The following is a 22151-nucleotide window of genomic DNA, read 5'->3' on the forward strand; positions in this document are numbered from 1 at the left end:
AATGCTGTGGGCGTACGGTGGAATCAGAACGACGTGATCCGGTGATCAGGTGAGCGACCCATCCCTGGTACCGTCGCGCCCACTTGGCTAGAAGGGAACGGCATGAGCACCCCCTCCCACGGCGAGGACCTGCAGGGGTCGCCGGCGCGGATGTCCCCGGATGCTACCCCGGTGTCTGCTCGGCGGCGGATCCCGTTGCGGTCGACCTGCGCGCAGCCCCACGCCTGTCCGGCGCCGGTGCGGATGCGGGTGCTGTCCCGGACACCGATGTTCGCCGGGCTGGTCGAGGAGCAGCTGGCCGACATCGACCGGAGGATGACCTCCCTGTCCTGGGCTGAGGGGGACGCGCTCCACGTCGAGGGCGCACCGGCTGAGCACCTCTACCTCGTAGCCGCGGGACGGGCCAAGGCTTACCGGACCGCCCCGAATGGGCAAGAGGTCGTGGTGGAGCTACTGGGGCCGGGAGACCTGTTCGGCGGGCTGCGCACCCTCGGCCAGGAAGCCTACGCCGAGACTGTCGAGGCTTTGACCACCGTGTGCGCCCTGCGGATCGGCGACGATGCGTTCCGCCAGATCCTCGGCGAGCACCCAGAGGTGGGGCTGCGGGTGCTCGAGGACACCACAGCGCTGCTCGCCCAGGCCCGCGCCGACGTCACCCGGCAGTCCACGGGCACCGTGGCCGAGCGACTGGCGGCGGTCCTGCTGCGCCTGGCGGAGAAGTTCGGGGAGCCCGCCCGCGAGGGCGGGACCTTGATCGAGCTGCCGCTGTCGCGGGCGGATCTGGCGGGGATGACCGGGTCGACCCCGGAGTCCGTCTCCCGGGTGATGAGCCGGTGGCGCAAGGACGGTGTCATCGACGCCGGCCGCCGCTGGACTGCCGTGCGTGACCCGCGCTGGCTGGCGGAGATCGCCGGAGCGGAGGCCTGACCCCCGAGCTTCGCGGTTGATTGACGCCCGTCATGGTCCGAGGACCCGGTCCTTCGTAGGTTGGAGACACACCCGATGAGGTGAGTACTCCACAACAGGGAGAGGAACCATCACCATGACCACCACCACAGCCACCACCACTCACACGGTCCTGCGCGCCGAGGGCTTCTCCTGCCCCTCCTGCGTGGCCAAGATCGAGAAGCGCGTCGGGCGTCTGAAGGGCGTCGACGCGGTGAAGGTCCACTTCGCTTCGGCCCGCATCGAGGTCGACCACGACCCTGCCCACGTGAGTGTGGAGGACATCGTCGCCGCTGTTGCCAAGGCCGGCTACACCGCCCGCCCCGCCGCCTTCTGACCCGCCGCACCCACAGCCCGCGCCGCTGCCGGGACCTCCCCAGGAGGTCACGGCAGCGGCGCTCTTCGTTGCCCGCCGAGCCGGCGCTCATTGGCCCTTCCTGCGATCGTGCGGTTGATTGATCCCCGACATGTTCGGGTCCGTGGGCTGTGCGTAGCGTCGTGAACAAGCTCCCATCAGGGGCGAGAACGGTTACCAGGAAGGACGGACATCATGAACAGGGTGCAGAGGTGGATTTACGGCCGGTGGGCGATCCCCGCGGTTGCGGGGGTGCTGATCCTTGCCTCGTTCGCAGCGTCCGAGGTTGCTGGCTCGGTCCTGTGGGCGGATGTGCTCATGCTCGCCGCCGCCGTCGTCGCCGGCTACCAGATCGTGGTCAAGGCCGTGCGGGCGTTGGCCGCCCGCATGGTCGGGATCGACCTGCTGGTGGCGGTCGCCGCGATCGGGGCGGTCATCATCGGCAACTACTGGGAGGCCGCCGCGGTGACCTTCCTCTTCGCGGTCGGTCACGCCCTGGAGTCGGCGACCCTGAACAAGACCCGCTCGGCACTGGCCGAGCTCGTCGCGGTCGCCCCGGACACCGCCGTCGTACTCCGTGACGGGGAACAGGTCGAGGTCACGGCCACGGGCGTGGCCATGGGCGAGATCGTGCTGGTCAAGAACGGGGCCAAGGTTCCCGTCGACGGCCAGGTCGTGGCCGGCACCGGTGCCGTGGACGAGGCCTCCATCACCGGCGAGTCCATCCCGGTGGAGAAGGCCAAGGGCGACCAGGTCTTCGCCGGCACCGTCTCCCGCGGCGGGTTCCTGCAGGTGCTGGCCACCGGCATCGGCGCGGACACCACCCTGGCCCGCATCATCCACCGGGTCGAGGAGGCCCAGGACGCCAAGGCGAGGACCCAGGCCTTCATCGACCGGTTCTCCGCCTGGTACACCCCCGCGATCATGGTCCTGGCCCTGGTGGCCGGACTGGTCACCGGCGACGTGGTGCTCGCGCTGACCCTGCTGGTCATCGGCTGCCCCGGTGCCCTGGTCATCTCCATCCCGGTCGCCATCGTGGCCGGCATCGGCCGGGCCGCCAAGAACGGCATCCTCATCAAGGGCGGGGAGTTCCTGGAGACCTCTGCGAAGATCACCGCCGTGGCGGTGGACAAGACCGGCACGCTCACTGAGGGCCGCCCGCAGCTGACCGACGTCGTGGTCCTCGACCCCGCCCTGGACCGCGCCGACGTGCTGCGCTGGGCCGCGGCCGCCGAGGCCGGCTCCGAGCACCCGCTCGCCCGTCCGATCCTCGAGGCCGCCGCAGCCGAGGGAGTGGGCGCCTCCGGGATCCCCGAGGGGATCGACCCGGTCCCGGGCAAGGGCATCGTCGCCACCACCACCGGCGGTGTGCGGGTGCTCATCGGCAACGCCGCGCTGCTGGAGCAGCACGGCATTCCCGACACCGGTGCCGTGCGCACGGCCGAGGAGATGGCCGCGGCCGGGCGGACCCCGATGATCGTGGCCGTCGACGACGCCGTGGCGGGGGTCATCGCCGTGGCCGACCAGGTCCGCACCGACGCCGCCGAGATGGTCGCCCGGCTCCACGAGGCCGGGGTGGACAAGGTCGTCATGCTCACCGGTGACGCCCCGCTCGTGGCCCGGGCCATCGGCAGCGTCACCGGCGTCGACGAGATCCACGCCGGCCTGCTGCCCGAGGACAAGCTCGACGCCGTGGCGGCCCTGCAGCGGGAGGGCCACGTCGTGGCCATGGTCGGCGACGGCGTCAACGACGCCCCCGCCCTGGCGACCGCGGACATCGGGGTGGCCATGGGCGCGGCCGGCTCGGCCGTGGCCGTGGAGACCGCCGACATCGCCCTGATGGGCGACAACCTGCTGAAGCTGCCCGAGGCGATCGGGCTGGCCAAGCGCACCGTGGGCGTCATGCACCAGAACATCACCGTCGCCCTGATCACGGTGGTGCTGCTGCTGGCCGGGGTCTTCGCCGGCGGGGTCACGATGTCGATCGGGATGCTCGTCCACGAGGCCTCCGTGCTGATCGTCATCGCCAACGCCATGCGCCTGCTGCGCCGCACCCAGGACACCACCCCCACCCGCACCACCACACCGGCCGTCCCGACCACGAACCGGGTGACCTCCCGGTCCTAGGACACCACCGTGGCGGGCGGCCCCACCCCAGGACCGCCCGCCACGGGGCGGAACGCACCACCAGTCCTGCCCGGCCCCGGGCAGAAAAACCACCATCACTGCAGGAGGAACATCATGAGCGCGCAAGAGCACTTCACCATCGAGGGCAACATTGAGCACTTCACCATCGCCGACATCGCCGGCCGCAACCCCGACTTCCGCCGGGTGCTGTGGACCGGCCAACACTCCCAGATCGTGATCATGACCATCCCCGCCGGTGGTGAGATCGGTGAGGAGGTTCACGAGCACACCGATCAGATCCTCACCTTCGTCGCCGGCACCGGGGAAGCCGACCTGAACGGGCACACGCATCCGATCGAGGCCGGTGACCAGTGCGCGGTCCCGGCCGGGGCCCGGCACAACTTCCGCAACACCGGGGATGAGCCCCTGGTGCTCTACACCGTCTACAGCCCACCCGAGCACGCCGCCGAAGCCGCCTACGCCACCAAGGAGGAGGCGGACGCGGCCGAGGCCGCCGGCCGGGACGAATCCCCGACCACCTGAGCCCGCACCCGTCCACACCTTCTAGAGAAGAAACGAGGAAGACCATGTCCACGGTCTACGTGTTCACCGACTTCGGCGGTCCTGAGACCCAACAGCTCCTCGATCGGCCCGCCCCGCAGCCTGGCCCGGGCGAGCTGGCCGTGGAGGTTCGGGCCGCCGGGGTGAACCCCGTCGACTGGAAGATCCGCTCCGGGGCACTGGGGCGGGACCGGGAGCTGCCGGCCCCGATGGGCCGGGAGGTCTCCGGCGTCGTGACCGATCTCGGGGAAGGCGTGGAGGGTTTCGCGGTCGGTGACGAGGTCCTCGGCCCCGTCGCCGACGGCCACGGCGGGTTCGCCGAGCACACCCTCGTGCGGGCGGCCGAGGCGGTGGCCAAGCCCGAGGAGATCTCCTTCGCCGACGCGGCGACCATCCCGGTGGCTGCGGCCACCGCCTATGACGCCACCCACCAGATCGAACTCGACCCCGGCCAGAGGCTGCTGATCCTCGGCGCCGGCGGCGGGGTGGGACTGATGGCCGCCCAGATCGGGTCCGTCCACCAGTTCACCGTCATCGGGGTCGCCAGCCAGTCCAAGCGCAAGATCGTCGAATCCACTGGGGCGACCTTCGTTCCCTCCGGGAAGGGCGTGGCCGACCGCGTCCGCGAGGTCGCCCCCGAGGGGGTGGACCTTATCGTCGACCTCGTCGGAGGTGAGGCCCTGCGCGAGGTTGTTGGTCTGGTTGCCGATCCGACCAGGATCATCTCCGCGGCCGACGCCACGACCGCCACAGAACTGGGCGGGGCGGCACTGGAACGCACCCAGGAGGCGATGGAAAAGATCACCGAGGTCATCGAATACGGACTCGTCGATCCCCACGTCACCGCCTGCTACCCCCTGACAGAAGCAGGACGGGCGATCGCCGAGGTCGAGACCGGCCACGCCACCGGCAAGATCGTCCTCGAACCCACCCCGTGTGCTGATCCTGGGCACGCCCGGAGCCTCGTGCGGTGAGAACAAGGGCGCCGGTGTGGCGGCCCCAGCCCATTGACGGGGGCCGCCACACCAGCACCTGTCGAACCATCTTGAGGCGGGGCGCGAGAGAGCCGGTCTAACATACGGAAGGAACATCCCATGCGCCAGAAGACCAGTCCGACCACGAGCCCCCGCATCGCCACGGCGACGCGCACCAGCGTCGAACCCGTCCAGCTCCAGCAGCTGATCAAGAACGCGGAAACAGCCGCCGCCCAGTACGACCGGGACGAAGCGAGGGTCGAAGGGTGGGCACGCGATTCCTTCCCCGCCTCCGACCCGCCCCAGAACTACTAGACCCCAGGGGTTGACTGCTCGGGCGTCCCGAGGAGCTACGGGTGCTCGGCCCCGGCCGGGGAGAGGCAGATGCCTCCACCCCGACACAGGGTCGGTGTTCCCGCCAGGGCGGGAGGCGTCACCGCAGGCGCAGCGGGGCGGTGGCGAAACCGCCGACCGGTGGCAGTTCGCGTTGCCGCGGCCGGTCCGGGTCGGGTTCGATCGCGGCCGTCGCCGCCAGGGCGGCGCGGGTCAGTGCCCGCAGCTCGAGGGTCGCCAGGGGCCTGCCGGGGCACACATGCTTGCCGATCCCGTACACCAGGTTGTACGGGGCGTTGCCGACCGGGTCGAACGCCTCCGGGTCGCCGAAGATCCGCGGGTCACGGTTGGCGGAGGTCCAGTTCAGGAGCACCCGGTTACCAGCGGCCAGTTCTCGACCACCGACTGTGACGGGTTCCGTCGTGATGCGGCGGTTGGCGACGAACGGGTCGTCGATCCGCAGGATCTCGTCGAGGATCGCGTCGAACTCCCGGTCGGACACCTCCGAACGCAGCCGGTCCTGCAACTCGGGATGGTCGGCCAGATAAGTCAGTACCACGCCGGTGCACAACGCCATTGATCCCAGGTCCCCGCCGGTCCAATTGCGCAGGATCGAGACGATCTCCTCGTCGGTGAGCTCCCGCCCATCAACCCGGGCACGCACGAGCTCGGTGGTCACGTCATCGGGCGCGTCGTCGCCGGCCTCACGGCGGACGTCGGTCAGGGACCGGATGATGGCGTCGAAGCGCTGGGCGACCTCCGCGGTGCGAGAAGCGTCTCGGGAGCGGGTGGCGGCATGGTTGTCCTGCATCCACTGCAGCAGATCCTCCTCCAGGCCTGTAGGCCACCCCAGCCAGGCCGTCTGTGCCCGCACCGCGAAGCGGGAGCCGATCTCGACGGCGTCGATCGGGCTGGGGACCTCGAGCTGGCCCACCAGGTCGGTGGCGACCCGCTGCACCACCGGCTCCAGGGCGCTCATCCGCTCAGGGGTGAAGTACCGCTCCACGAGGGCGCGGAAGGCCGTGTGGGTAGGACCGTCAAGACCGTTGGGCACCTGGAGGTGACGGGAGACCGCGTTGGAGAAGCTCTCGTGGTCCAGCGCGGCGGCGGTGACGTCAGCGTGGGTGAACAGCGTCCAAGCACCACTGGTGTCGCGGGCTACGGGACAGCGTGAGCGCAGCTCGTCGTAGGCGGCCACGGGGTTGCGACGGACCTGCGGGCCCCGCGGGTTCCAATCGGACTGGACGGGATCCGTGGCAGGCTCCGGCGCCACCACGGGACCAGTGACCGGGTCCGTGTCGGGGATGATCTCGTCGCTCGGCATGTGCTCCGTCATGCTTCCATCCTGGCATGGGCCATCTGAGTCAGGAACTCCCTCCCAGTACATGTGAGGCAGTTCACTGGGCAACTACACCTTTCGGCTACCTCAGGGACTCTCCTCCTGCCAAACCCAGGATGCTTCACTACAACCATGTCTCAGCCTGGAGGGCTTACCGGATTCCGTGCCAGTGGCTACGTTGGAGTGGGACCTCGGAAGGAGAGTGCGATGAAGGCAGTTCTGTTTTACGGCAAGGAAGACCTGCGCATTGAGCAGATCGAGGAGCCTCAGCTACGGCCGGGCACGGTGAAGATCAAGCCTGCATACAACGGAATCTGCGGCAGTGATCTGCACCTGTACGAGGACGGGCCGATTCCACCGGCTCCAACAGCCGAGAAGCCGCACCCCATCTCCGGTGAAACCCTCCCCGTGGTCCTGGGCCATGAGTTCTCGGGAGTGGTGGAAGAGCTCGGGGATGACGTTGAGGGTTTGTCGGTTGGTGATTCTGTGGTGGTGGAACCGCTGATGGTGGACGGGACGTGTCCGGCTTGCCAGAAGGGTGCCTACAACCTCTGCGAGAAAATGGGCTTTATCGGCATTTCCGGCCGCGGTGGCGGGCTCAGTGAGCACATCGTCGTCGAGCGGTGCTGGGTGCACCCTGTCGGTGAGATGCCTCTGGATCAGGCCGCGATGATCGAGCCGTTGTCTGTGGCCGTTCACACGGTCAAGCACGCTAGGGCTCAAAGCGGTCAGACTGCGGTCATCGGTGGGGCCGGACCGATCGGCCTGCTCGTGGCTGCCGTCTTGAAAGCCCAGGGCGTGAAGACCATCGTCAGTGAGGTGTCGAAGGGTCGCCGTGAGATGGCCGCTTCGACCGGGGTCGCCGACGTTGTCGTTGACCCCACGAGTGAGGATTTGAATGCAGTGGTCGCCTCCCACACCGGTGGGGCTGGGGCTGAGTTGGCGTTCGACGCCGCAGGTGTTGGTGTTGTGATGGACCAGCTGCTGGAGGTGCTGGGCGCCGGAGGGCGGCTGGAAGTCGTGGCAATCCACTCGAAGCCGGTTCAACTCGATATCACGGCGCAGTTGACCATGCAGGACCGCGAGATGGGCAGCTCGGTCGGATACGCGAATGATCACGCTGATGCGATCGAGCTGGTCCAAAGAGGCAAGGTGAACCTGGAACCGTTCATCACCAGCCGCATCCGCGCGGACCAGATCATCGAGGAAGGATTCAAGCGGCTCATCACGAACAAAGACAGCGAGGTAAAGATCCTGGTCTCGATGAGCTAATCAGGGCCGCGGCAAAATCGTGTCTTACTACTACAGCCGCGCGCGTGAAGGGGTTAGTCCCGGGGACCGTAGGCCCATCAGGTGACATGTGATCTGACATGTTCACGGAGGGGCGGGGATATGGAGAGGTACCCGGGATGAAGGTCGGATGGGCAGCCTGCAAGGAAAGTCTTTACATAAGGCCGGTTATCGGCCCCGAGGCGGGAGCTTTTGAAGGGGATGTGCACCCCGATCTCAGCCCCTTGGTAACCCATGTCGGCTAAAGTCGGCAAACCCTTGGCGGCGACCGGGTACAGGGCGCCCGAGCAGTGGGCCCGGGCTGCGGTGATGTCGTGGGTGGAGCCGGGTTCTACTGGAGAGGTCCACAGCGGGAAGCCGGTGGGGGCGGCGATGACTGGGACATTATCGCCGAATCTCTTGTGCTGGCCCGAGTACCAGGCGTGATTACCGGCCTCCGTTCGTTCGGCGACCCGATCGGTGGGGATCAACGTGCCATCAAGCGTCACATAGGGCAGATGATCGTCCTGTGCCTTGGCCAGGGCCTCGTGCAGCTCGGCAGCCTGGGCGGCCGCCTTCACCCAGCAGGACGTAACCAACCACTACCGCGCCGGCGCGTGAAAACGCCCATGAAAAACCCCGCGCCCACCTGGTCAGCGGTGACGCGGGGCGCCCGCTCCCGGACCCGTACGCCCGGGAGTGGGAGTCTCAGTTCCCGTCGGCGGGGGACGGTGTGGCGGATCCCGTGGGGGATGCCGTGGCCGCATCCGTTGCACGGTCGATGGGCTGTTTCGACTCCGTCGCCCGCTCGGAAGACCGAGGCGCCTCCCCGTACTCGCGAGCCACTTCGTCCGACCCCTGGCTCCACTCCCGCATGTAGGAGTAGTCATTGACGCCCACCGGCGTACCCGACACGAACAAGCACGGCCGGCCCTCGGGGGCTGCGGCGCACACCGTGTCCGCGCTGACCTCGGACGGCCGCGCGGCGTCGTCGCCCGCAGAGTCCGGAGAGGTGGGCGCACCCGAGGAACGAGCCCCACCCGGCCGTTCGTTGGATCCCGGCGTCGTGGTCACGGGGTGCCGCGGGTCCGCGACGTCGCGCTGGCTGTCCTGCGGGTACCAGTAGTCGGCGGCGGGCATCGAGATCCCATAGACCCCGCTGGTCGCGGTGACCGAGGTGCGCTGAGGAGCCGTGCCCCGCACGTTCACGAGCGCCCCGCCCTGGTTGGTGTGTGCGTCCAACCGGTTCTTCACGCTGACCCCGTCCAGGAGCACCTGACCCGTGGTGGCGTGGGCGTCGAACACAGCGGCCTCCACGTCCGTGGCGCTGATGGACCCCAGATCGGCCCTCGCCCGCACGTCCCGGTACGTGCCGTTCACGTGCACCGCTCCCGTGCCGCTCTTGAGGTCGAGCGAGGTGCGCGGGCCGTCCTGAGGAACGGTGATACTGACGCTCTGCACGCCGGAACCCCATTGAGAGGGCCGGTCGGGCACATCCAGCTGCAGCACGCCGTCGCGAACGGACGGGATGATGCCGCGCTCGGACAAGGACCATCCGGATTCGTGCCACTGCACTTGGACACGATCAACGGTCGGGCTCGTGTTCACGCTGACCATGCCCGAGGGGGCGTCGATCCGGATCCGTTCCACGTCCGACGACGCCGTCCACGAACCGTCCCGCTCCTGCGTCATGGCCACCGCGGTGGCGGTTCCGGCCCCGCCGAGCAGCAGGGCGAGGGCACCCACACCGCCCACCACGGCGGTCGCGGTGTTCCAGGCGCGGCGCTCACCGCGCCCCACGGGACGGTCGTTCCGAGGATCAGGCAGGTCCCGGGGGTCGGCACCATTCCGCGGGTCGGAACCATGACGGGGATCGGACCCATGACGGGGGCCGGCTGCGTTGTGAGGATCGGGCGTGGGATGCGAGGGATTCTGATTGCTCATGAGATGTCCTAAAGAGAGTGGTCCGAGTAGCCCAGGTACTTGAGAACGGCCAGAACCCTGCGGTTGCCGGTCTCGGAGGTGACGCCCAACTTGGCGAAGATCGAGCCGATATGTTTCTCCACGGCCGATTCGGTGAGGTAGAGATTCGCGGCAATGGATGCGTTGGACAGCCCCTGCGCCATGAGCGACAGGACCTCACGTTCGCGCGGTGACAGCAGTTCCATGTCCTCCCGGCGCCGCGAGCGCACCAGGATCTGGGTGAGCACCTCCGGGTCCAGCACGGTCCCGCCCGAGCCCACGGTCTGCACGGATTCCAGGAACTGGTCCACGTCCGCCACGCGGTCCTTGAGCAGGTAGCCCAGCCCCTCCCGGCGGGACGCGATGAGCTCGGACGCGTAGCGCTCCTCCACGTACTGGGACAGCACCAGCACGGCCACGCCGGGGTGGCTCGAGCGGATCAGCACCGCGGCGCGGATCCCCTCGTCGGTGAAGGTGGGTGGCAGTCGTACGTCCACGAGCGCGAAGTCCGGCCGGTGTTCCTCCACGGCCCGCACGAGTCCCTCGGCGGTATCCGTCTCGGCCACGATCTCGTGCCCCGCGTCCGTGAGCAGGCGGACCAGTCCGGCGCGCAGCAGCACGGCGTCCTCGGCGATCACGATGCGCATCTCAGTTCCCCCGTCCGTGCTGCCCGGCGGGCGACGACGCCACTCCGCCCGTTCCCGCCCCCGCCGCACCGTGCGCGGTAGGACCGGTTCCGGGCGCGGTGTGGACCCCGTCGGCGTGGCCGGGGTGAGGGGGGTATGCGGTGCCGGACGCGCGCGGGGCGCTGTGCGTCGTCGTCGGAGGGACACCCGTGAGGGGCAGCTCCACGATGACCTCGGTGGGCCCGCCTGCGGGCGAGTTCACGAAGAACCTGCCCCCGGCCGAGCGGATCCGGTCCTGGATCCCGGAGAGCCCGCCCCCGGGGACCACACGGGCGCCGCCGCGGCCGAAGTCGCGCACACCGGCGACCACGATGTTCGTGCCCGGTGTGGCGCCGTCCTGGATGGACACTGCGACGTCCGCAGAGCGCGCCCCCGAGTACTTGATCGCGTTGCTGAGGCTCTCGGAGACCGCGAAGTAGATGGCCGCCTCCGTGCGCGGCTGCAACCGGGGGACGTTCACGGAGACGTCCACGGGGAAGGGTGCCTGGGCGGCGACGGCGGACAGAGCGGCGTCGAGCCCCCGATCCTCCAGCACGGCGGGGTGGAACCCGCGGGCGAGCCGGCGCAGCTCGGTGATCGCGGCCTTGGTGGTGCTGTGCGCCTCCGCCACGAGCTCCTTGGCCGCGGCGGGATCCGTGTCGATGCGCGAACCGGCCATCGAGAGGTTCATGGCGACCGAGACCAACTGGGGCTGGACGCCGTCGTGCAGATCGCGTTCGATGCGCGAGCGCTCGGTCTCCGCACCGCGTACCGCGGACTCCTTGGCGGCGGTCTCGTACTCGGCGAGGCGCTGCAGCTCGTCCGCTTCACGGCGCAGTCGCGCGGCCTCGCTCAGCCGCAACAGCCCAGCGGACAGACCGCGGTGAGCCAAGGTGAGCAGCACCGCGAGCATGATGCTCAGCAGCACGCCCGCGACACCCAGCATCGGGAGCGTCCAGCGCGGGGTGCTCTGCAGCGCGGGCCACAGCACCGAGGACTCGGAGGCGAACCACGGCGCGAAGGTCAGCACGAGGGCCGCGCTACCCACCACGAAGGGCAACAGCATGAGCCAGCCCAGCGCGCACGTGAGCGCCACGTGGAGCATGCCGAGCCACAGGGACCCGTCGCTCGCGTCCAGCCACCACTGGTGCGGGACCCGCACCCAGTCGGTATGCGGGCTGCGGCGGCGCTGGGGGTCCCGGATGTCCAGGCCGAACGACGACGCCGAACGTCTGCGTTCCAGCCACACCGCCCCCATCATCACGTACACGGTCGCGGCGAGGATCAGCACGCCCAGGCCCAGCGCCGGAACGGTTGCGGCTCCCACCGTGAGGAACGTGAGGATCACGACGAGCAGCACGGTGTTGAGCACCGAGTCCACCACGAGGTCCAGGGTCCCGAAGAACAGGGTCTTGAAGGAGAAGGTCCGCCACTCGCGGGGAGCGATGTGCGGCCCTTCCGATGCCGGGCGTGCCACGGAGGCGGCCCGCGGGGGTTCCGGGTGCCCGGGAGGCGGCAGGGTCCGGGTGGTCTCAGCGTCTGCGGGTGAGGAACCGGCCGAGGGCATCGGCCGGGTGCGTTCGGTGTCCGAGGAGATGGGCTCTGTGGCGTCCCACGGTGGCGTGGGATTCGAGGCTGTGGTGCTCATGGCCTCCACGCTACGGACACCCCCGTGGATCCCGCGCCAGAGCTGGCCACCGAGTCGGGGTGGGGTTTTCCGCACCCCCGGGCTGCGGGATGTGGTCTGCGGGGCGCCTGCTACGTGGTGCGGGGTGCGTGCTGCGGGGTGCGGCGTCCGCTCCGCGAGCGCGCGTCTCGTGAGGCGCCAGGTGCGTCCCATCCGGGTACCGCGGCGGCGCGGATGATCCACATGTGCGCGCCCGCCCGGGGTTCCGTGTTCGCGCGCCCTACAGTGTGTGCCATGAACGACGACGTCCGCGCCCTCGGGCGGCCCACCGCCGTTTCCGTCCCCGAGGGGGACTTCGAACGCGACCCCGCCGTGGACGTCGCCCGCGTGGGGTGCGTGATCACCGTGGTGTGCAGTCACATCCTCATGGTTACCCTCACGGCGGATCCCGCCACCGGGGAGATCCGCTCTGTCCTGGTCCCGACTCAGCAGCCCTGGTACTGGTGGGCCACGTGGCTCCTGCAGATCATGCCCCTGTTCTTCGTGGTGGGTGGGACGGCCACGGCTGGGGCGTGGCGGCGTCGTCGGGCCCGGGGAATGGCGCGGGGCGAGTACGTGCGGGAACGCACGCTGCGGCTGATCCAACCCGCGGCGGTGCTGTGGTGTGTGCTCGCCCTCGGTGCGGGGATCGCGGTGGTGGCGGGAGCCGGGATCGAACTCGTGACGTTCGCGCTGTCCGGTGTGGGGATGGCGTTGTGGTTCCTGGCGGCCTACCTCGTCTGTCAGGGATTGGCACCGCTGTTCGTGGACCTGCACGAACGCATGGGGTGGGTGTGGTGCTGGTTCCTGTTCTCGTGCGCGGTGGCCGTGGACCTGCTGCGCCTGACCACCGGCTGGCAGTGGTGGGGGCTGCTCAACATGGTGTTCGTGTGGCCGCTCATCCAGCAGTTCGGCTTCTTCCGGGCGGACGGGTGGTTCGGGGCGCGGCGTCGACCGGTGCTCGTGGCGCTTGCCGCGGGATGCTACGCCGTGTCCGGGGTGTGCGTGGCCTCCGGGTCCTACGCACCGGACATGCTCACCAACCTCAATCCGCCCACCGTGTGCATGGTGCTGCTGGGCTTCGCTCAGGCGTGTCTGCTGGAGGTATTCTCCCCGCTGTTGCGGCGGGCCATGCACTCCCGGGTGGTCCGCGCGGTGGTGTATGTGGTGGGCACTCGTGCGTTGACCATCTACCTGTGGCACCTGCCCGTGGTGGTGGCGGTCATGGCGGTGTGGTTCTTCGCCGTGGGCTACGACCCCGTCCCCGGTTCCGCCGACTGGTGGTGGCTGCGGATCCCCTTGACCGTCCTGTGTTGGGCGGTGGTGCTCGTGGTGGCCACGGTATTGCGGCGGCTCGAGTCCTCATCCACGGCACCGTGGGGCGCCCGCCCCATCCGGTTGTCCAATACCGCCGTGGTCGTGGCACTCGTGTGTGCCGTGGTGCCGCCGTTGTGGGAGATCGTCACACTGCTCACGGTGCCGTTGACGGTGGCCGGCGCCGTGGGAGCGGTGGCCGCGGTGGTGCTGCTGCGCAGTGGCCGCGTCCCCTCGCGGGCCGAGCGGGCCGAGACAGCGCCCACTTCCCAGGCCCGCTGAGGCCACACGGCTTGAGCGCTGGACACTGTGAGGCACGCTGAGGCCACGCGGCGAATTGTGGGCACGCAGAGGCCACATGGGGTGGAGTGAAGTGGCTTCCACGCGACTAGAAATTACGCCATGGCCTCGGAGTGCCTGAGAGTTACGCCTCGGCACGGGAGCCCCGCCGGAAGAGGCTCACCCCTCCCGCGGATCCCCCAGGTGGTCGATGACCAGTTCGAACAACCGCGGGACCACCATGGGGTGCACCTGGTGGCCCATCCCGGGGATCCGGACGAAGCGCGCATGGGGGATGACCTCGGCCGTGGCGGGGCCGCCGTCCGGGCGCACGATCTTGTCCTTGTCCCCGTGGATCACCAGCGTGGGGGCGGTGATCCGGGACAGCACCTCCGTGCGGTCCCCGGATGAGCGGATTGCCCCGATCTGACGGCGCATCGCCTCAGCCTCACCTCGCGGATCCAGGCTGCGGTCCCAGTGGGTTGCGGCGAGTTGACGTTCGTACGCCACGTCCACGGGGAACCCCGGACCGGCCAGGTGGTGGGACATGACCAGTCGCCCCCGGATGTACATGTCCCGGGTCTTCGCCCCGGGGAACATGAGCAACGCCGCGGTGGAGGTCGCGGCCGTCCCCACGGACGGATCGCCCGTGGTGGAGCACAGGGAAATGAGTCGCCGCACCAGCTCGGGGTGGTGGCCCGCCAACGACTGGGCGATCATCCCACCGAGTGAGAACCCCATGACATCCGCTCGCTCGAACCCCAGCGCCCGCAGGGTGTCCGCGACGTCCTCGGACATGTTCTCCACGGAGTACTGCCCCTCCGGCAGGGGCCCGCGCAGCAACCGGCGGGCCGAAGGGGGTGTGGAGGTCACCCGGAAGGAACGGCCCACGTCCCGGTTGTCCAGGCGGATCACCCGGTACCCGCGATCCGCGAGGGCAAGGACGAAGGACATGGGCCACGTGGCCAGGTCGAACGCGAGCCCGGTGATCAACACGAGCGGCGCACCGTCGGACGGCCCGTCCAGGCGCACGCAGATGAAGTGGTCATCATCCAACTGCACCGTGCGTTCCTCACCGCTCTCACCGGGGCCCGTGAGCAGGGCGGGCAGCTGCTCGGGAACGGGAGCGGCGGCGTCGTCGAACCGTAGGAATCGATCCACGACCGGCTTACGCAACAACTGACGCCGGTCATCGAAGTAGTTCATGGCCATCCGCCACGGCGCCGTGTCCCCCTGGCGGGGCAGCTGGTCGAGGGAGCGTTGGACGTAGCCGGCGTCGAAGTCCAGCAACGGGCGCGTGCGCAGACCCTCGGGTGCGACCGGGCGCACGGACGCCGCGCCCACGGAATCCGTGTGCGCGATCAACCGGGACAGCCAGTCCACCACGAGTCCGATCTTCAGCGTCCACGACCCGTTCGTGTACCCAATCGCGAAGGCCAGGTTGGGCACGTCGCTCAGCATGGCGCCGCGGTAGGCGATCCGCTCGGGGAGGTTCACGGGTCGCCCGTCCACGCTCAAGCGCGCGCCACCGAACATGAGCAGGTCGAAGCCCGTGGCGCTCACGACGACGTCCGCCGCCACCCGCCGCCCGTCCGCCGCCACCCGCCGCCCGGCCGTCAGGACGAGGCCGTCCGCGTCGAAACGGTCGATGCCCGCGGTCACGATATGGGCGTTGGGTTCGTGCAACGCGGCGAAGAAATCCCCGTTGGGCGCCACGCACAGCCGTTGGTCCCACGGGTCGTACGGCGGGGTGAAGTGCTCCCGGACGGAGACGTCCGCAGGGAGGCGACGGCGGTTCACGGCCGCGATTCCCGCCCGCATCACGCGCGGCGCGGCCTTGCTCGCCACCCACAGTGCTCTCTGCCCCGCGGCCATGAGCGGGCGCAGCACTCGCGCCGCCCGTGTCCTGCCGAGCGCCATGAACAGCACCTTCTCGGCCACGCCGGGGGAGGGTAGGGGCAGGATGTACGACGGCGTCCGCTGCACCATCGTGGTCTCGGCACCCCGCGTGACGAGCTCGGGCAGCAGGGTCACCGCGGTGGCCCCGCTGCCGATCACAGCGACTCTTTTGCCCCGGACGTCCAGGTCCTCGGGCCAGAACTGGGGATGCACGAGCTGGCCCCTGAACCCGTCGACCCCCGCGAAGTCCGGGATGTGGGGACGGTCGTAGCCGTAGTACCCGGTGGCCATGAACACCCACGTGGCGGTGACCGGCTGGGTCTCGCCGGTGCCGATGGGTTCGGGTCGCGCGGCGCCGTCGACCGCGGCGTGCGCGGATCGATCGGAAGTTGCGGGGCGTTCGGCGTTGCCCGGCACGGTGTCATTACGGGGGTGGCGACCGGACGGTGCGGCGTCGTCGGGCTGCGGGCCATCAGCCGAGTGCCCGGGTGCGCCGCCGACGTCGCTCGGAGCCGCCCCCGCGCGGGGTTCGGGTGGCGCGGTGCGCTCGACCGTCACGGTCCAGTGGCTGGTCCCGGAGGACCAATCCGCGGCGGTGACGCGCCGGTGGTAGTGGATGAGCTTGTCAACCCCGGAGGCGCGAGCGGTGTCGCGGATGTAGTCCAGGATCGCGGAGCCCTCCGCGATGGGGTTCTGTCGGGTCCACGGGCGGAAGTCGTAGCCGTAGGTGTAGAGGTCCGAGTCGGAGCGGACCCCCGGGTAGCGGAAGAGATCCCACGTGCCACCGGAGTTCCCGCGGGACTCGAGCACCGTGATGCTCTTGCCGGGATGTTCGTGGCGGAGTTTGCAGGCCGCCCCGATCCCGCTGAGGCCGGCCCCGATGATCAGGATGTCGGTGTGCTCGGGCAGCGCTGCGCCGGCGTGCTCGCTCATGGATTCATCGTATGGTCCTCGCGGGCACCGCACGCGCTACCCCGGGAAAGTGGCCGGATGGCCATTGTCCGTGGACCATGGGGTTCCTAGGCTGGGGTCCACATCATCGCCCACGCGAAAGAATTGACATGGATGCCGTAGGTGGGATGGTCCGCAGGACAGCGGGAATCACGCTCCTTGCCCTGCTGTTCCTCGCCCTGTTGGTGACGAATTCCTTCGCGTCGGAGCCGGTGTCCACGACGAGTGCGCAACCGGTGACCACGACAACGGCGGAATCGATGGGGATATCCGCATCCGAATACGCCCGAATCGTGCGAGCAGCCAACGCCGCGGGCATCAGCGAGACGCAGGTTGCCGCGGACATCGACTACGCGACCCGGACCACCACACCCCACCGTTTCCCCGGGGTGGTGAGCATGAGTGCATCGGCCCAGGTCAACGGCTGTTCGAACCCCGTGCCCGGCCATGGCTACCAAAACGCGCTGTTCAACGCCGACTGCAACGCCCACGACGTGTGCTACTTGGCCGAGGGCGACGCTGGCCGCTCCCGCGCGCAATGCGACAGCGAATTCCGCAATGCCATGAATGCCACCTGCACACGCACCTACGTGAGCACGGACATCGAACACAAACGCTGCATCGGCACCGCCAGTTATTACTACTGGATGGTCAGGGCATTCGGCGCACCCTATTTCAAGGGATAGGACCATGAAGAAATTCAAGGGAGAAATCATCCTCGCCGTCAGTGGCGCAGTCTTGATTCTGTGTGCCTGGGTGTCCTACGTGAGCGCTTCCTGGTTCCCGGAGGCCACCCTGTCGTCCCCGGCCGTCCCCTTCTTCCTGCTGATCCTGGCCGGCACCGTGTTCGTGTTGTGCGCCGCCAGTGGGATTGGAAAGCTCATCAATAAGGACTGAGGGCGGGGCGTGGGCCGTGCTCGTGGCCCGCCCGGACGGCACCGACCGCACCCGGTGGACCTCCATCAACGCGTGCCTTCCGCCCGCCGTGGCGTTCGACGGCCAGGAGGTCGTCACGTCCGAGGGGTTGGGCACCGCTCCCGGCCCCCGCGGTCCCGGTCAACTGCACCCAGTGCAGCAGGAGATGGCCGCGCCGGTGCTGCTGTCCCTGGGCGTCCGTGGTGCTCGCGTCCCGTGACGCCGAGCGCGAGGTCCCCCTGGACGATTACTACACCGGCGTCCCCTGAGGAGCGTGGTGCTTGTCATGTCAGATGCCTCCGTTCACGGCCGGTGGCCGCAGGTTCGGCGATCTTCTGTTTTTCCCACCGTCGACCAGGTGGCGAAGTGTCCGAATCTAGCGATGATGCAGTGGATGGATTCGGGTCAGTACGCGGTGCGGGAGGTGTTGGCCGCCCATGTTTCGAAGGGTTTGGTGCGGTTGTCGATGCCCACGTGGCGCACGGGCAGCAGTTCGTCCCGCTGGGCCCGGGTGGCGGTGAAGAAGTCGTAGAACACGGCGTCGTCGAAGCCGCCGTCCGCGGCGTCGTGGCGGTCCGCGGCGAAGTACACGGCGTCCAAGCGCGCCCACAGGGAGGACGACAGGCACATGGGGCACGGTTCGCAGCTCGAGTAGAGCACGGCGCCGCTGAGGTCGTACGTGCCCAGGGCGGCGCACGCGGCGCGGATCGCAGAGACCTCGGCGTGGGCGGTGGGATCGTTGTCCGCGGTGACGCGGTTGACCGCCGTGAACTCGCGCCCGTCCGCGGTCACGACGACGGCGCCGAACGGGCCGCCGTCCTCGGAGGCGTTGCGCACGGCCACGTCGATCGCGCTGCGGAGGTGGCGTTGCACGGAGGCGTCGGCCGGGGCCGAGGTGGTGTGGGTGGGAGGGGTCATGGTGCTTCCTGTCATGGGTCTTAGATTGCGGTGGTGAGAATCAGGGGGAGTCGCTCTTGTAGACGCGATGGATCTGGCCGGTGTCCGTGAGCTCGCCGCTCTCCACGCGACGGCGCGCTTCCACCACCCAGTGGTCGTCCACGATGGCGATCTCCTAGCTGTACAGCTAGGAGATCTCGGGCCTCGCGACGGCCAGTGGGTGCCCACTCCTGGATCCAACGGATGACTCACGTGATTGCGGCGCGAGCGCTGGATGCGCCTTTGCTTTTACTCCGTTGAAGCAGATTTCTGCCGCCCTGCGTGCATTTGCTCCACTAGAAATGCCCAGGGAGGTGGAAAGGGCAACGTGACGGTCGAGCCGGTAAAGCATGCGCCTCCGTCCGGCCGCACGCCTCACCCGGCCGCACGCCTCACCCGGCCGCGCCCCAGGCGGGCACACTCAGATCTTGAGGTGCACCAAACTCGTCCCCTTGGTCTCCAGCGCCGTGCGCACCGTGTCCGCGAGGGTGTCCATGGTCGCGGGGAGGCCAGTGGCGCCGAAGCCCTCGGCCAAGCGCACCCAGTCCGGCTGCACGAGGTCCACACCGAGCGGCTGGATGGAGCGGTCCACCATGTTCTGCCGGATCTCCCCGTAGCCGCCGTTGTCCACGCAGATCACGGGCAGGTCCAGGCCCAGTTCCACCGCGGTCATCAGTTCCTGGATGGAGAACATCAGGGCGCCGTCCCCCACGAGGCACACCACTGGGCGCTCGGGTGCGGCCAGCTTGGCGCCGATCGCCGCGGGCAGGCCGTAACCCAGCGTCGCGTACGTCCCCATGTAGAGCAGGGAGTGGGGAACGGGTGCGCGGAAGAACGTGGTGGATCCCATGTAGGTCACCTGGGACGAGTCGCCCGCCAGGATCGTGTCGTCCGGGACCACGTCCATGATGGTCTCGTTGAGCGCCGCGAGCTCGGGGGCCCACGTGCGGCCCTCCTCGTCCATCGCATCGAAGACCTCGCGCAGGTCTGGTGCCGTCCGCGCGGAGGGCGCGACGGCGACGTCGCCCGCCGCACCCGAGCCGGCGACGTGGCCCGAGCCGGCGGCGTCGCCGGGCCCCCCGGCGTCGGCCCGCGCCCGCAGACCCGCGAGCAACTGGGGGACCACCGCGGCGGAGTTGCCCGGGACCTCGACGTCCGGGGTGAGGTTGCACAGCATCTGGTCGCGCATGATGTCCACGCGCACCACGGGCCCCTGCGGGGTGATGTCGCCGCCCCACAGCTCGGCCTCGCCCACCTTGGAGCCGATCACGAGCAGGGCGTCCCGCGAGCGCAGGAACTCGTGGGCCGTGCTCAGCCGCAGGTCCGCGCCCAGGGAGAGCCGGTGTTTTTCGGGGATCGCTCCCTTGCCGTTGGTCGTGGTGATCACGGGTGCCTCGAGCAGTTCGGCCAGCTCGAGCAGGTGCTCCCCGGCGGCCAGGGAACCACCGCCGGCCAGGATGACCGGGCGCTCACTCGCGGCGAGCGCTTCGACGGCCGCGGCGACGTCGGCCTCCGGTGCCGGCGCGGGCTCGCCCAGGGGGCGGGGTGCGGTCGCGGACTCGGGGACGTCCGCGGGGGCCTCGAGGATGTCCAGGGGGATCTCGATGTGGATGGGCCGCGGCCGGGAGTGTGCGAAGTCGCGCATGGCGTCGTGGACCATGGTCACGGCCTCGGCGGCGGAGGTCACGCGCCGGGACACGCCCACGATCGCATTGACCGCGGCGGACGGGTTCTTGGTCTCGTGCAGCGAGCCGATGTCCCGGAAGTCGTGTCCCACGGGCCGCCCCGGGGAGAGCAGGATCATGGGCCGGGACTCGGCGTACGCGGTGGCCGCGCCGGACAGCGAGTTGAGCAGGCCGGGTCCGGAGGTCGTGATGACCACGCCGGGCAGCCCGCGCACCTGGGACCAACCGTCCGCGCCGTAGGACGCGCCCTGTTCGTGGCGCGTGGTGATCGGGCGGATCCCCAGCTCGCGCAGCGGCCGGTAGAACTCGAGCGAGTGCGTGCCCGGGATGCCGAAGACCGTGTCGATCCCGTAGCCGCGCAGCGTCTCCAGGACAGCGCGGGCCGTGGTGCGCTCGGGGTACGACGACGCCGCCCCCGCCGGGTTCTCGAACCCCCCGGGGGCGCCGGTGACCGTGTTCTCGTTGCTCATGCCTTGGACTCCTGAATCCGTCGGTTCCATTCCTGACTGACGTCGGACGGGGTGGGCCTGCTCATGAGTGATACCGCCACGAACACCACTGCGGAGGCGATCAGCCCCATGTAGATGGGTGCGTTGGCGAGCACCCCGAAGACCATCATGCCCGCCACTGTGGCTACGACCCCCACCCCCATGGACCACATGGCGCCGGCCGCGGTGGCGCGCGGCCACAGCAGCCCACCCAGGATCGCGACGAGCAGTCCGCCCACCAACAGGTCGTAGGCGATGGTCAGGGCCACCACGGTGGAGCTGACCAGCATGGACATCACGGTGATGAGCAGGCCCACGACCACCACGTAGACGCGGTCCTTGAGGACGGAGGCGTCCTCGGAGCGGGAGCGGGCGACGTCGGCGTCGGACGCCCCGAACAGGCCGCGCAGCGTGGGGACCACGTCCACGCGCGCCACGGTGGCCGCGGCGATCGTGGCCCCGGAGGCGGTGGACATCATGGCCGCGACGCCCGCGGCGAGCACCACACCACCCAGGCCCACGGGGACGTGCTGCTGGGCCATGGTCGCGAAGGCCTCGTCCGGCATCTCGAGGGTGGGAAGAACGGCGGCCGCAGCGGTGCCGATCAGGGCGCCGGCCACGCCGTACAGGGCCACATACCCGGCGGAGATCACCCCGCCCCAGCGGGCGACCCCGGGGGAGCGTGCGGTGAACACGCGCTGCCAGATGTCCTGGCCGATCAGCATGCCGAATCCGTAGATCACGAACTGCGTGATGATCCCCTGCAGACCCATGGCGCCCAGGTCGAAGAAGGAGGAGTCCAGCCGCTCACGGATCCCGGACCACCCACCCCCGGCGGCCAGCGAGAACGGCAGGAGGATCGCAAAGATCCCCACGGTCATGAACACGAACTGCATGAGGTCCGTGAGGGTGATGGACCACATGCCACCGAGCACCGAGTATGCGATCACCACGGCGCCACCCAGGAGGATGGCCCACGGCCGGGAGATCGGGAACAGGACGGAGAAGATCGCCGCGTACGCGGCGGTGGAGGTCACCGCGATCATGATCGTGTACGCGAGCATCACGAAGGAGGACGCCGTGGCCCCGCCCTTGGCGCCGTAGCGCAACTGCAGCATCTGGGAGACGGTGAAGACCTTGAGCGACTGGATGCGCGCGGCGAAGAACAGACTCAGGACCCCCAGGCCCACGGCGATCGCCACCACGAGCCACATCCCGGAGATCCCGTACTGGTACCCGAGACCCACACCGCCCACGGTGGAGGCGCCGCCCAGGACCACGGCGGCCATCGTGGAGGTGTACAACCCCGTTCCCAGCCGGCGCCCGGCCACCCGGTAATCGGTGGCGGTGCGGGCGCGGCGTGCCGCCCACAGCCCGATCACCACCATGGCGATCAGGTACAGCACGATGACCAGGACGTTCACGGGGGTCTCCTCGACAGAACTCGGGGTGTCCGCGCGCGCGAGCGGATGCGCTCGTGGGCGGGGT

The 22151-nt window shown here is 69.3% G+C and carries 18 protein-coding genes and 2 pseudogenes; 11 read left to right on the forward strand and 9 right to left on the reverse strand.

Annotated elements, in window-relative coordinates:
- The first annotated feature begins 102 nt into the window (after positions 1-102).
- The 6 genes from RF646_RS06120 to RF646_RS06145 all read left to right on the forward strand — a co-directional run bounded on the left by RF646_RS06120 (position 103) and on the right by RF646_RS06145 (position 5277).
- Positions 103-927, forward strand: coding sequence for a Crp/Fnr family transcriptional regulator (locus RF646_RS06120; protein ID WP_084118103.1), 825 nt, complete (start codon positions 103-105; stop codon positions 925-927).
- Positions 928-1042: 115 nt separating this feature from the next.
- Complete coding sequence (locus tag RF646_RS06125) at positions 1043-1282, forward strand: heavy-metal-associated domain-containing protein (protein ID WP_035964356.1); 240 nt, start codon at positions 1043-1045, stop codon at positions 1280-1282.
- 213 nt (positions 1283-1495) lie between these two features.
- The gene (locus tag RF646_RS06130; RefSeq protein WP_368835477.1) at positions 1496-3427 is read left to right on the forward strand and encodes a heavy metal translocating P-type ATPase; all 1932 of its coding nucleotides are present in this window, start codon (positions 1496-1498) and stop codon (positions 3425-3427) included.
- A 114-nt stretch (positions 3428-3541) separates the two neighbouring features.
- Positions 3542-3970: a cupin domain-containing protein gene (locus RF646_RS06135; RefSeq protein WP_052160849.1), complete on the forward strand. Its 429-nt coding sequence runs from the start codon at positions 3542-3544 to the stop codon at positions 3968-3970.
- Positions 3971-4014: 44 nt separating this feature from the next.
- Complete coding sequence (locus RF646_RS06140; RefSeq protein WP_052160850.1) at positions 4015-4962, forward strand: NADP-dependent oxidoreductase; 948 nt, start codon at positions 4015-4017, stop codon at positions 4960-4962.
- 120 nt (positions 4963-5082) lie between these two features.
- Positions 5083-5277: a hypothetical protein gene (locus RF646_RS06145; protein ID WP_035964360.1), complete on the forward strand. Its 195-nt coding sequence runs from the start codon at positions 5083-5085 to the stop codon at positions 5275-5277.
- 118 nt (positions 5278-5395) lie between these two features.
- Here RF646_RS06145 and RF646_RS06150 read toward each other — a convergent pair whose 3' ends face one another.
- Positions 5396-6631 (reverse strand): cytochrome P450, encoded by a 1236-nt coding sequence (locus tag RF646_RS06150; RefSeq protein WP_368835478.1) that lies wholly within the window; start codon positions 6629-6631, stop codon positions 5396-5398.
- 210 nt (positions 6632-6841) lie between these two features.
- On the opposite strand from RF646_RS06150, the gene RF646_RS06155 reads away from it, so the two are divergent.
- Complete coding sequence (locus RF646_RS06155) at positions 6842-7906, forward strand: 2,3-butanediol dehydrogenase (RefSeq protein WP_368835479.1); 1065 nt, start codon at positions 6842-6844, stop codon at positions 7904-7906.
- Positions 7907-8115: 209 nt separating this feature from the next.
- On the opposite strand, the pseudogene RF646_RS06160 reads toward RF646_RS06155, so the two are convergent.
- The 4 genes and pseudogenes from RF646_RS06160 to RF646_RS06175 all read right to left on the reverse strand — a co-directional run.
- A pseudogene (locus tag RF646_RS06160) lies at positions 8116-8415 on the reverse strand (transposase family protein); the annotation flags it as partial.
- Between the two features lie 196 nt (positions 8416-8611).
- Positions 8612-9847 carry a DUF4097 family beta strand repeat-containing protein gene (locus RF646_RS06165; RefSeq protein WP_368835480.1) on the reverse strand — a complete coding sequence of 412 codons (1236 nt, stop codon included), beginning with the start codon at positions 9845-9847 and terminating at the stop codon, positions 8612-8614.
- Positions 9848-9855: 8 nt separating this feature from the next.
- Positions 9856-10512, reverse strand: a complete 657-nt coding sequence (locus RF646_RS06170) for a LuxR C-terminal-related transcriptional regulator (RefSeq protein ID WP_368835481.1) — start codon at positions 10510-10512, stop codon at positions 9856-9858.
- A gap of 1 nt (position 10513) precedes the next feature.
- Positions 10514-12178 (reverse strand): sensor histidine kinase, encoded by a 1665-nt coding sequence (locus RF646_RS06175; protein ID WP_368835482.1) that lies wholly within the window; start codon positions 12176-12178, stop codon positions 10514-10516.
- Positions 12179-12451: 273 nt separating this feature from the next.
- Here RF646_RS06175 and RF646_RS06180 point away from each other — a divergent pair, with 273 nt between their 5' ends.
- Positions 12452-13792 carry an acyltransferase gene (locus RF646_RS06180; protein ID WP_368835483.1) on the forward strand — a complete coding sequence of 447 codons (1341 nt, stop codon included), beginning with the start codon at positions 12452-12454 and terminating at the stop codon, positions 13790-13792.
- A gap of 177 nt (positions 13793-13969) precedes the next feature.
- Here the strand turns inward: RF646_RS06180 and RF646_RS06185 are convergent, their stop codons facing one another.
- The gene (locus RF646_RS06185; RefSeq protein ID WP_368835484.1) at positions 13970-16621 is read right to left on the reverse strand and encodes an alpha/beta fold hydrolase; all 2652 of its coding nucleotides are present in this window, start codon (positions 16619-16621) and stop codon (positions 13970-13972) included.
- 128 nt (positions 16622-16749) lie between these two features.
- Between RF646_RS06185 and RF646_RS06190 the strand changes: the two genes are divergently transcribed.
- The 3 genes and pseudogenes from RF646_RS06190 to RF646_RS06200 all read left to right on the forward strand — a co-directional run.
- The gene (locus RF646_RS06190; protein WP_368835485.1) at positions 16750-17325 is read left to right on the forward strand and encodes a hypothetical protein; all 576 of its coding nucleotides are present in this window, start codon (positions 16750-16752) and stop codon (positions 17323-17325) included.
- 4 nt (positions 17326-17329) lie between these two features.
- Complete coding sequence (locus tag RF646_RS06195; protein ID WP_121544373.1) at positions 17330-17536, forward strand: hypothetical protein; 207 nt, start codon at positions 17330-17332, stop codon at positions 17534-17536.
- Positions 17535-17726: pseudogene (locus tag RF646_RS06200) on the forward strand (xanthine dehydrogenase small subunit); the annotation flags it as partial. The gene RF646_RS06195 and the pseudogene RF646_RS06200, both read left to right, overlap by 2 nt.
- Before the next feature lie 233 nt (positions 17727-17959).
- On the opposite strand, the gene RF646_RS06205 reads toward RF646_RS06200, so the two are convergent.
- From RF646_RS06205 to RF646_RS06215, 3 genes are all read right to left on the reverse strand, one after another.
- Complete coding sequence (locus RF646_RS06205) at positions 17960-18472, reverse strand: nucleoside deaminase (protein ID WP_368835486.1); 513 nt, start codon at positions 18470-18472, stop codon at positions 17960-17962.
- A gap of 439 nt (positions 18473-18911) precedes the next feature.
- Complete coding sequence (locus RF646_RS06210; RefSeq protein WP_368835487.1) at positions 18912-20645, reverse strand: thiamine pyrophosphate-binding protein; 1734 nt, start codon at positions 20643-20645, stop codon at positions 18912-18914.
- Positions 20642-22087: a sodium:solute symporter gene (locus RF646_RS06215; RefSeq protein ID WP_167318954.1), complete on the reverse strand. Its 1446-nt coding sequence runs from the start codon at positions 22085-22087 to the stop codon at positions 20642-20644. Before RF646_RS06215 ends, RF646_RS06210 begins: the two co-directional genes overlap by 4 nt.
- Positions 22088-22151 lie beyond the last annotated feature (64 nt).

This window comes from Kocuria sp. CPCC 205261, assembly GCF_040981025.1.
In the GTDB taxonomy this organism is placed as follows: Bacteria; Actinomycetota; Actinomycetes; order Actinomycetales; family Micrococcaceae; genus Kocuria; species Kocuria marina.

Coding starts and splice junctions, on each gene's coding strand:
- RF646_RS06140 (WP_052160850.1), top strand. CDS start 4,015: ATGTCCACGGTCTACGTGTTCACCGACTTCGGCGGTCCTGAGACCCAA.
- RF646_RS06120 (WP_084118103.1), top strand. CDS start 103: ATGAGCACCCCCTCCCACGGCGAGGACCTGCAGGGGTCGCCGGCGCGG.
- RF646_RS06175 (WP_368835482.1), bottom strand. CDS start 12,178: ATGAGCACCACAGCCTCGAATCCCACGCCACCGTGGGACGCCACAGAG.
- RF646_RS06170 (WP_368835481.1), bottom strand. CDS start 10,512: ATGCGCATCGTGATCGCCGAGGACGCCGTGCTGCTGCGCGCCGGACTG.
- RF646_RS06195 (WP_121544373.1), top strand. CDS start 17,330: ATGAAGAAATTCAAGGGAGAAATCATCCTCGCCGTCAGTGGCGCAGTC.
- RF646_RS06135 (WP_052160849.1), top strand. CDS start 3,542: ATGAGCGCGCAAGAGCACTTCACCATCGAGGGCAACATTGAGCACTTC.
- RF646_RS06150 (WP_368835478.1), bottom strand. CDS start 6,631: ATGACGGAGCACATGCCGAGCGACGAGATCATCCCCGACACGGACCCG.
- RF646_RS06155 (WP_368835479.1), top strand. CDS start 6,842: ATGAAGGCAGTTCTGTTTTACGGCAAGGAAGACCTGCGCATTGAGCAG.
- RF646_RS06210 (WP_368835487.1), bottom strand. CDS start 20,645: ATGAGCAACGAGAACACGGTCACCGGCGCCCCCGGGGGGTTCGAGAAC.
- RF646_RS06185 (WP_368835484.1), bottom strand. CDS start 16,621: ATGAGCGAGCACGCCGGCGCAGCGCTGCCCGAGCACACCGACATCCTG.
- RF646_RS06130 (WP_368835477.1), top strand. CDS start 1,496: ATGAACAGGGTGCAGAGGTGGATTTACGGCCGGTGGGCGATCCCCGCG.
- RF646_RS06205 (WP_368835486.1), bottom strand. CDS start 18,472: ATGACCCCTCCCACCCACACCACCTCGGCCCCGGCCGACGCCTCCGTG.
- RF646_RS06190 (WP_368835485.1), top strand. CDS start 16,750: ATGGATGCCGTAGGTGGGATGGTCCGCAGGACAGCGGGAATCACGCTC.
- RF646_RS06165 (WP_368835480.1), bottom strand. CDS start 9,847: ATGAGCAATCAGAATCCCTCGCATCCCACGCCCGATCCTCACAACGCA.
- RF646_RS06125 (WP_035964356.1), top strand. CDS start 1,043: ATGACCACCACCACAGCCACCACCACTCACACGGTCCTGCGCGCCGAG.
- RF646_RS06145 (WP_035964360.1), top strand. CDS start 5,083: ATGCGCCAGAAGACCAGTCCGACCACGAGCCCCCGCATCGCCACGGCG.
- RF646_RS06180 (WP_368835483.1), top strand. CDS start 12,452: ATGAACGACGACGTCCGCGCCCTCGGGCGGCCCACCGCCGTTTCCGTC.